General features: G+C 69.1%; 8 protein-coding genes. 6 read left to right on the forward strand and 2 right to left on the reverse strand.

Features of this window, described 5'->3' with window-relative positions; genetic code table 11:
- Positions 1–278: 278 nt before the first annotated feature.
- Positions 279–476 (reverse strand): hypothetical protein, encoded by a 198-nt coding sequence (locus ABT247_RS28985; protein WP_350748190.1) that lies wholly within the window; start codon positions 474–476, stop codon positions 279–281.
- Positions 477–600: 124 nt separating this feature from the next.
- Here ABT247_RS28985 and ABT247_RS28990 point away from each other — a divergent pair, with 124 nt between their 5' ends.
- The 4 genes from ABT247_RS28990 (at position 601) to ABT247_RS29005 (ending at position 3255) form a co-directional block, all read left to right on the forward strand.
- On the forward strand, positions 601–1452 hold the full coding sequence (locus ABT247_RS28990) for a helix-turn-helix domain-containing protein (RefSeq protein ID WP_350748193.1): 852 nt from the start codon (positions 601–603) through the stop codon (positions 1450–1452).
- 13 nt (positions 1453–1465) lie between these two features.
- Positions 1466–2032, forward strand: coding sequence for a class IV adenylate cyclase (gene cyaB / locus ABT247_RS28995; protein ID WP_350748196.1), 567 nt, complete (start codon positions 1466–1468; stop codon positions 2030–2032).
- 151 nt (positions 2033–2183) lie between these two features.
- On the forward strand, positions 2184–2492 hold the full coding sequence (locus tag ABT247_RS29000) for a hypothetical protein (RefSeq protein WP_350748199.1): 309 nt from the start codon (positions 2184–2186) through the stop codon (positions 2490–2492).
- A gap of 76 nt (positions 2493–2568) precedes the next feature.
- Entirely contained in the window at positions 2569–3255 is a 687-nt protein-coding gene (locus tag ABT247_RS29005) for a pentapeptide repeat-containing protein (protein WP_350748202.1), read from the forward strand.
- A gap of 459 nt (positions 3256–3714) precedes the next feature.
- Here the strand turns inward: ABT247_RS29005 and ABT247_RS29010 are convergent, their stop codons facing one another.
- Entirely contained in the window at positions 3715–5007 is a 1293-nt protein-coding gene (locus tag ABT247_RS29010) for a TerD family protein (protein ID WP_350748204.1), read from the reverse strand.
- 724 nt (positions 5008–5731) lie between these two features.
- Between ABT247_RS29010 and ABT247_RS29015 the strand changes: the two genes are divergently transcribed.
- Both ABT247_RS29015 and ABT247_RS29020 read left to right on the forward strand, forming a co-directional pair.
- Positions 5732–6241 (forward strand): F0F1 ATP synthase subunit B family protein, encoded by a 510-nt coding sequence (locus ABT247_RS29015; protein WP_350748207.1) that lies wholly within the window; start codon positions 5732–5734, stop codon positions 6239–6241.
- 330 nt (positions 6242–6571) lie between these two features.
- Positions 6572–8578, forward strand: coding sequence for a carbamoyltransferase C-terminal domain-containing protein (locus ABT247_RS29020; RefSeq protein ID WP_350748210.1), 2007 nt, complete (start codon positions 6572–6574; stop codon positions 8576–8578).
- The last annotated feature ends 62 nt before the right edge of the window (positions 8579–8640 follow it).

Below are 8640 nucleotides of genomic sequence, written 5' to 3' on the forward strand. Positions count from 1 at the left end.
TTCTATGCGCCGGCCGCGAACTGATCACCTGAACGAGGCTGATGCGCACGGAAGTTCGAGCGGCAGCCATGTCCCCCGGTTTGGGAATCGCTTCTGAGGGCTGGGAGGAGACTGAGGCGGCGATTGTGATGGCCCGGCGCCGCTCCGGTCGGCTCGTGTGTCAGTCGGTGCGGTGCCGGGGACAGGCGCAGTTGGGCCAGACGTCGAGCCGCAGTTCGACCGGTCCGGGCTTGGGAACGGCTTCGATGATCGGCGTGACGTCGCACCGGTTCCCCCGTTCATCCACGCCGCTGCATCAGGTGCTCGAGGTCGGTGGTGCTGCTGCCCAGCAGACGCACCATCGCCTTCTGCTGGTAGTTGCCGATCGGCAGCGCGCTGAGTACCAGGAGCAGTGTCGCCATGGCCTCGGCCACCGGCTGGGTGGTCGGCTCCAGGCGGCCGTCCACCGAGACGGTCAGGTAGTCAGTGCTCAGCATGGGCCATCTCCTGGTGCAGTGCGGGTGGGCTCACGCCACCAGAGTCGACTGATCTGACATCAATCCCGATACCGCGGCGGTAATCTCACCGTGAGATGGTTTGCCGGGGATGGAGGCTGAGGCCGTGGGCACCGCGTTGGAGCCGATCAGGCTGCCGGATCTCGCATGGCATAACGAAGAGGTGCGGGATGCACTTCGCCGCCGCGATGTCGCCAGCCTCTTTCGGTACGTTCAGCATCACAGCGGCGCGAGCCAGGCCAGGCTGGCCGTCCAGGTGGGCATGACGCAGAGCCGCGTCAACGAGATCATCAACGGTCGGCGTGAGGTCAGCCGACTCGACGTCTTCGAGCGCATCGCCGACGGCCTCCACCTGCCTGACTCCGCCCGACGCCTGCTCGGACTCGCACCAAGGGCCGAAGGTCAGCGCACGGCCGGTGCCGCGTTCGACCTCGCCGCGTTCCCGGAGGTCATCCGCGTCTACAGCGACCAGGCCTCGGCGGCCGCAGAGGTACAGCGCGCGGCCCGGTCAGCTGTCGAGTTGGACGTCCTCGCTGTACGGGGACTCGGGCTTCTCGCTCTCCGTGACGCGCTGCTGCGGCCGCACCTGGACCGGGACGGCGACCAGGCGCCGCGCCTGCGCGTGCTCCTCCTCGACCCGGACTCGCCTGCGGCCGCGTGCCGGGCCGCCGAGATCGGAGAGTCGGCCGAGTCTCTCGCGAGCGGGATTCGCCTGGCTGAGGCCCGGCTCCGTGAGCTGGCGGAGGTCGGCCATGTCGAGGTGTACCGGTACTCCACCATCCCCGTGTGGCGCCTCATCCGCCTCGACCGCACCCTCTACGTCGGCTCGTTCGACGCGGATTGGGAGGGGCACGAGTCGGCTACGTATAAGGTGCTGCCCACCCCGTCCGGCCCGCTCTACAGGGGCTGGAGACGGCAGTTCGAGGTGATGCTGGATGGCGCTGAGCGCGCGATCTGACGGAGGGACCACGATGGCGATCGAGGCGGAACTCAAGGCCTTTGTGCGCGACCCTGAGGCGGTTCTCAAGCAGCTGGAGGACCGGTACGGCGCCGGCCGGGCTGAGGTCTACCGCGATACCTACTACGACGCGCCTGACGGGAGCCTGATGGGTGAGGACCGTGAGCTGCGGATCCGCACCGTCCACAGTCCCGACGACACCCGAACCGTCCTCACCTACAAGGCCGCTCGGGTCGATGAGGCAAGTGGGTCGAAACCCGAGTCCGAGACCAGTGTCGAGGATGCCGACGCGATGCACGAGATCGTGCGAGGCCTAGGCTTCGTCCCGCGCATCGCGTTCGAAAAGCGGTGCCGCAACTACGCCTTCGACTCCGACGGGCGGCATATGCTCGCCACGCTCGTCCGAGTTCCGGAGCTGAACGACGCGACGTTCATTGAGGTGGAGACCGCGGCTGTCACGGAGAATGATCTGGCTCCGGCGCTCGCGTCGGTTCGTAACGTCTTGGCGGAACTTGGTGTCAGCGAAGACGACTTGACCACCGAGCTGTACACCGATGCAGTAGCGGCGGCGCGCGCCTGACCTCGGGCACGACGAGGCGCCACTGCTCCGGACGTCGTTAGCGGAAGTCGTAGTCCTCATCCATACCGCTGGAGAGCCAGATTTCCTCGGCATCGGGGACCCCGGGGTACAAGGGTTCTTCCTCGTGGTGGCCGTCGGTCGGACCCTCCATGTGATCGTCTCCGATCATGCATCGGCAGGGAAATACTCCCTGCTCGAGTTCACCGTTGACGATGCTGTTGACGGCGCGGTCATGAAGGAGGCCTGTAGGCATGCCCGAAATACTTCCGTAGGCGCCACCCTGAACGCAACGAAGCGCCCCCGCCCGGCACGTGGCCGAGCGGGGACCCGGTCGGCCGACGCCGGGCCGGGCGCGGCGTTGCTGATGATGCGGCTGAGGTCAGTCTCGCTGTACGGCAAGTCGTCCTCGTCGTTCGACAACCGGCCGACGTGGGACAACTGGTCGAACAAGGGCAAGTAGCACTACCTGAGCCCCCCGGGCCCGCACCAGCGCGGTGCGGGCCTGGTCCTCCGAACCGAGAGAGCGGAGCAAGCCCGTGGACAGCACCTTCGGCCGCGTCACCGTGACCCTGCCCGGCCTGAACGAGCCGGGCCTGTACCTGTCCAACGTCAGCACGCTCGACTCCGCTCGGGGCATCGTCCAGGACTTCCGGTACACCGACGCCAACCTGCGGGACCTGGACCTCACCGCCGCCAGCCTCATCACCGGCCGCGTCACCGGACTTCGCGCCGACCGCGTTCAGCTCGACAAGGTCCGGCTCGACTCCGTCGAGTTCGACACCTGTGACCTCGCCACCGCCCGCATCACGGACGCCAAGCTCTCCCGTGTCGTCTTCCGCAACTGCAAGATCATGGGCGCCCAGTTCACCGGCGTGACCCTCGACAACGTGCTGTTCGAGAACTGCAAGCTCGACTACAGCAGCTTCGAGCAGGTCCGGGCCATCGGACCGCTGGTCTTCTCGAAGTGTGTCCTGAACGAGGCGACGTTCAGCGGCAGCGACCTCAGCCGGGCCGTCCTCGACGCCTGCAGCCTGCGACTGGCCGAGTTCGGCCGGGGCAAGTACCAGGACCTCGACCTGCGCGGCAACGACCTGAGCACCGTCCGAGGCACGGCCAACCTTGGCAAGGTCATCATCGACCGGGCCCAGCAGGCCGAGCTCGCCGAAGCCCTGGTCTCCGAGCTGGACGTCACGTTCGCGGACACCCTCGACGACCGCCGGTGAGACCAACCGGGAGGAGCCCGGAATGAACCTCGCCATCGCCCACCACGACCCTGCCGCGCTCGCCGAGCGTTGCGACGTCGCCGGCGTCCGCACCGCTTACGGCGAAGCCGACTGCGAGGACCGGGCCCTCCTGCCCGACGGCCCTGGCAGCCGCTCACCGCCGGCGTCGCCTGTGCATCAACCTCGGCCCCGGAACCCGGTACATCCTGGTCGGCGACATCGACATCCAGGCCATCTGCAGAACGGTCCACCCCGACCCCGAGAGCCGCTATCCGCACACCGATGACCTCCGCGCCTACGTCGCCGCCGGTCACCGGTTGAACGTGTACCGCATCCGCCTGGAGCCCGGAGGTGGCTACATCGCCCCCACCGGTCCCGGGCCGCCGGGCTGGGCGTCAACGGATGGCCGCTCGTCTGCTGGGTGCTCGCGCCCCGAACGACGCGGCAGTCATGCGCAGCTCACTTGGTCTTGAATTCGACCGGTCCCGTGCTCATCCGGAAGTTGCCGTTGGAGTACAGCATGGGGCGGGCCTCCTGGTGGTTTCCGCTGTACTTCTCCACGTGACGGATCTCAATACCGCCGGGGACGGTGAAGTCGATGAGCGCGATGGCGACCCAATAGGACAGGTTGCGGTTGTTGTACAGCGGGACGGTGACGATGGATCCGCGCCCGTCAGTGACCACGGCTCGGGCGCCGTAGGACTTGAAAGAGCCTGTGCCGTTCTCGACTGCGCTGTACGCGCAAATGAGGACGTAGCCCTGAAGGTCCGGCCGCCGAATAGTGATGGTCTCTCGTCCGGGGTTGCGAGCGTCGCCGTCGAGAGCGATGTACGGGGCTTCGACCGGAGAACCGAGTTGCCGGTAGTAGATGACCTGCTCAGATCTGGTCGGCCTGGGGCCTTGGGGGGTGGCAGCGCTGCGGGGTACGTAGAGGGCGTAAAGATCCAGGTCTGCGTCGGCTTGACGCCGAGCCCTACTGCCACCGTTCCATTCCAGGCTGGCGGTGACGACGAGGCGCGGATCGTCCTTACGCATGTTGATTGTGGCCTGGCCGCCCTTACTGAGGGAGACTCTGCCGAGGGGTTTGGATGGCCTGAGAAGGGCGGACGAACCTAGCACAGAGGTAGGCAGAGGGTGTCCGGGCGGCTGCGACGGTTCGGTCGGGGCTGCCCGGTCGGCAGGAATACGCGATTGGAATGCACTTCCCGTCGCCGCTGACGGGGGCATGAGCTCTGCCGGAGGGGCGGCAACAGGCCCGGGGTCATCTACGACGATGCCGAAGTCCGCCGCCAGACCTGCCAATCCGCTGGACCACCCCTGCCCGACAGCCCGAACCTTCCACCTGCCCTCTCGCCGGTAGAGCTCGACGAGAACCGCCACGGTCTCTCCGCCATTCATCGGCGGCGGAAGGAAAACGAATTGCGCGGAACCGCACTCGATGCCGACGCTCGGTGTGCTCTTCGTGTCGAAGCGGCCGTAGGGGTAGCCGATTTCGACACTGGCCACCACAGCGATGCGTTCCACCGAGGACGGGACGCGGTCGAGGTCTGCCGTGACGGTGGGACCGGCTGCCGTGACGCCGTCTTGGGACGGGTGGTTGTAGAACACCAAATCGTCGTCGCCACGAACCTTGCCCCCGGATCCGAGGAGAACCGCGGAGACATCGACGGGCAAACCGGAAGCCACGACGGTCACCCGGCAGCGGGGGGCGGTCAGAAGCGCGTTCGCCCCCTTGGAGAGCGCGATGGTCATGTGAGCCTCCTGTGGCAATCCGTCCATGGTGACGGCAACTGCTCGGCCGCGCAGGAGAAATGCAAAGATTCCAGTGGCACGCGTGCGGCGTGATCGGGTGGGGTTGGGACGGAGGCACAACACGGGCCGGGTGTCGGTGTGCTGTGGGCCCAGCAGCCGCAGGATTCGGAGCGAACTGATCAACGAATCGGCCGAGGCTCTCTGGACGACGACGCGCTCGGGAGCGCGCGCCAGCCGTGGTTTCCCCTACCAGGATGCTGTAGGCGCGTGGCTATGCGGCCGCGTTATGTCCGGTGCCCTCGACGCGGATCGGATCATCCCTGAGGGGCTGGAAGATCTCTCATGTGACGGCCCGACCTCTTGGCACGTCCAGGTGAAGTCTCGCCAGGAGCGGATCGGCGACTTCACCGTTCCTGACGTTGCCGAGCATCTCGTTGCGATGGCTCGGGCTCATGCGAAACGCCAACTGGCGGGAGTGGCCGGTCGGCCCCTACTTGTGCTCGAACGGCCGCTGGAGGGTGAGTGATCCGCTTCAGCCCGTGGCAGCACGATCCGTATCGATCTTTCAATCCGTAGGTTCAGGGTTCGAGCCCCTGGCGGCCCACCCGCAGCGATCGTGTCCGACCCGGGCGTCCTCCCCTCCGGAGGGCGCCCTTCGTCGTGTCCGGGGGCCGGCCGGGTACCCGGGGCGGGTGGCGGAGGAGGGCCGAACTATCGTGCTGCCATGGGACCTTTGAAGCCTGACGTCGCCCAACTCGTCATCGGACTCGTCTGTTTCTTCCTGGTGTTCGGGGTGCTCGGGGCGCTGCTGCTCCCGCGCATCGAGAGGACCCTGGCGGAACGGCGGGATGCCACCGAAGGGGGTGTGGAGCGGGCCGAGGAGGCGCGGGCCGAGGCCGAGCGCATCTACGAGGAGTTCCAGGCGGAGCTCTCCGGCGCCAGGCACGAGGCGGCGCTGATCCGGCAGACCGCCACCGAGGAGGGCGCGGCGCTGATCGCCGGGCTGCGGGCCGAGGGGCAGGAGCTGCGGGAGCGGATGCTCGCGGAGGCGAAGGTCCGGCTGGAGGCCGACCGGGTGCTGGCCGAGGCGGAGCTGCGGGAGGACGTGGCCCGGCTGGCCACCGAGCTCGCCGGCCGGGTGATCGGCGAGCCCGTCGCCGGGCTGCCGCGCACCCGGGCGATCGCCGACGAGTTCTTCGCCGAGCACGACGCGAGGGCGGGCGCAGGCGCCTGAGGCCGGGCGACCGCCGCACCTCTCCCACCGGGGATCGGGCCCCGGCCGGTGGTGGTCCCACCGGTCGGGGCCCTTCCCGTTCCCGGCTTTCCGATTCGGACCCCGCGGCCCCCGGAATCCGCTGCGCATGCGTATGCGGGCCGCCCGGACGTGCGTAAACGGGGATTTCAGTATGTACCGGGCGTCCGCACGCGTGGTCGAATGACCGGGTAGTCGCTGGCGCCGGGGGCAGGCGGCCGGCCCTGGCGGGGTGCGGGAAATCCCCCCGCGCACGGGCCGGAAATACCTCGTCCTGACAGAACCTGGCAGACCGAGGAAAAAGAGGTAACCGTGGCCGAGCACTTCCTTTCCGCCTATCTCACGCCGCCGGGGCCGGGTGCGGTCTTCTCGGTCCGGCACGACCAGAACGTGGCGCTGTGGCGCCGCGACGGGGCGGACGTCGAACTGGTCCGCGTCTGGGAGCTGGAGCGGGTCAGCGGTCAGAAGCACCACTTCTGGCCGCTCTACACCGAGGGCCGGGCCGAGGCCTTCCTGTCGGCGCTGCTGGCGGAGGAGGGGCTGACCCTCGACGACATCACCGCCACCTGGGGCACGCCCGGGCTGCCGAAGGCGCAGCCGGTGCCGAAGCCGGCCGGGGCGGAGGAGTTCCCGCTGCACAGCCTGGCGCACCTGTTCAGCGGGGTGCTGCGGGACGTCCCGCTGTTCCGCGAGGGCCAGATCGTCGGCCTGGCGATCGACGCGCTGCCCGACTACGCGCAGGAGAGCCGTCCCAACACCTACTGGTACGCCGGCTGCGTGGTGAAGCAGGGCCGGATCACCTTCGAGCCGGTGGAGTCGCCCGGCCCGCTGTACACCGCCGCGGAGACGGTGTTCGGGCTGGAGCCCGGCTCGTTGATGGCGCTGGCCTCCGCCTCGACGGCCGCGATCGACTTCGACGCCGAGGCGGCGATCGCCGACGTCACCTTCTTCGGCGGCTCCGCGACCCAGCCCTGGAAGGCCGCCCACGACCTGGTCCGCTCGGTGGTGGAGGCCGCCGAGCTCCAGCTCGCGGACGTCGAGCTGGACGACACGCTCAGCCGCGAGGACCACCTGCGCAGCGCGGTGATGAAGGTGATCCAGCGCTGCTGCGAGGGCGTGGCGATCCGCAACGTGGAGCGGCTGCTGGAGGTCGGCGGCATCCGCGCCGAGGACACCCACCTGGCCACCACCGGCGGCTACGCGCTCAACTGCCCGACCAACACCCTGCTGATGGACCGGTTCGGCTTCAAGGGCCTGGTCACCCCGCCGTGCGCCAACGACTCCGGCCAGGGCATCGGCCTCGGCCTGCTCGGCCTGTACGGGGCGGGCGCGCTGGACGGGGCCGACCTGCGGATCGTCTCGCCGTACTACGGCCGGGACGTCCTGGACGTGGCGGAGGCGCTGGCCGAGTTCGCGCCCTGGATCGTCTCGGTGACGGACTTCGAGGCCGAGCGCTTCGTCGCGGACGTCTCCGACGGCGTGATCGCCTGGGTGGACGGCCGGGCCGAGCTCGGGCCGCGCGCGCTGGGCCACCGCAGCCTGCTCGGCGACCCGCGCTCGCAGAAGGTCAAGGACCTGCTGAACGAGTACAAGCGGCGCCAGTGGTGGCGGCCGGTCGCGCCGATGGTGATGGCCGAGTACGCGGGCGAGTGGTTCGCCTCCGACCGCGAGTCGCCGTACATGCTGGAGGCGGTCCAGGTGCGGCCGGAGGTGCGGGAGCTGGTCCCGGCGATCGTGCACCTGGACGGCTCGGCGCGGCACCAGACCGTCACCGCCGAGTCCAACCCGCCGCTGCACCGGGCGCTGGACGCGTTCCGGGCCGCGACCGGGGTGCCGATCCTGTGCAACACCTCGCTCAACGACAAGGCCGAGGCGGTCGTCGACCAGGCCGCGCAGGCACTCAACTTCTGCGTCCGCAAGGGCGTTCCGGTGCTCTACCTGTGCGGGCGGCGGGTCGAGCTGCGGGCCGAGCCGGTGCCGGCCACGGCGGCGCCGACCGAGCCGCGGCCGCGCGCCCTGGAGTACTTCGCCGGGCAGGAGGCGGACCGCGACGCACTGTGGCAGGGCTGGCTGGACGCCGGCTACACGGTCGAGGGCATGTACCACCTGTCGCGCAGCCACCAGCTCCGTGCCGAGCAGGAGCTCTCCACGCCCGAGCGGGTCAACCTGCTGGCCGCGTACCGGGCGAAGGTGGACCCGTCGTTCACCGGCCTGGTGAACAACTTCCGCCGCACCCACGGGCCGGGCGGCTCCTTCGTCGACCCGTCCACGCTGACCGGGGCGTTCGGGGTGATCAACCCGCTGCGGCGCTCCCGCTAGGGGCCGGACGGGCCCGGACGGCACCGGGAACGGGTCGGGGGGTAGGGCTTCGAAGCCCTACC

It is taken from the genome of Kitasatospora sp. NPDC001539, assembly GCF_040298565.1.
In the GTDB taxonomy this organism is placed as follows: Bacteria; Actinomycetota; Actinomycetes; order Streptomycetales; family Streptomycetaceae; genus Kitasatospora.

What these genes read in the sequence shown, in the direction of transcription:
- cyaB (WP_350748196.1), top strand. Translation starts at nt 1,466, where the DNA reads ATGGCGATCGAGGCGGAACTCAAGGCCTTTGTGCGCGACCCTGAGGCG.
- ABT247_RS29010 (WP_350748204.1), bottom strand. Translation starts at nt 5,007, where the DNA reads ATGACCATCGCGCTCTCCAAGGGGGCGAACGCGCTTCTGACCGCCCCC.
- ABT247_RS29015 (WP_350748207.1), top strand. Translation starts at nt 5,732, where the DNA reads ATGGGACCTTTGAAGCCTGACGTCGCCCAACTCGTCATCGGACTCGTC.
- ABT247_RS28985 (WP_350748190.1), bottom strand. Translation starts at nt 476, where the DNA reads ATGCTGAGCACTGACTACCTGACCGTCTCGGTGGACGGCCGCCTGGAG.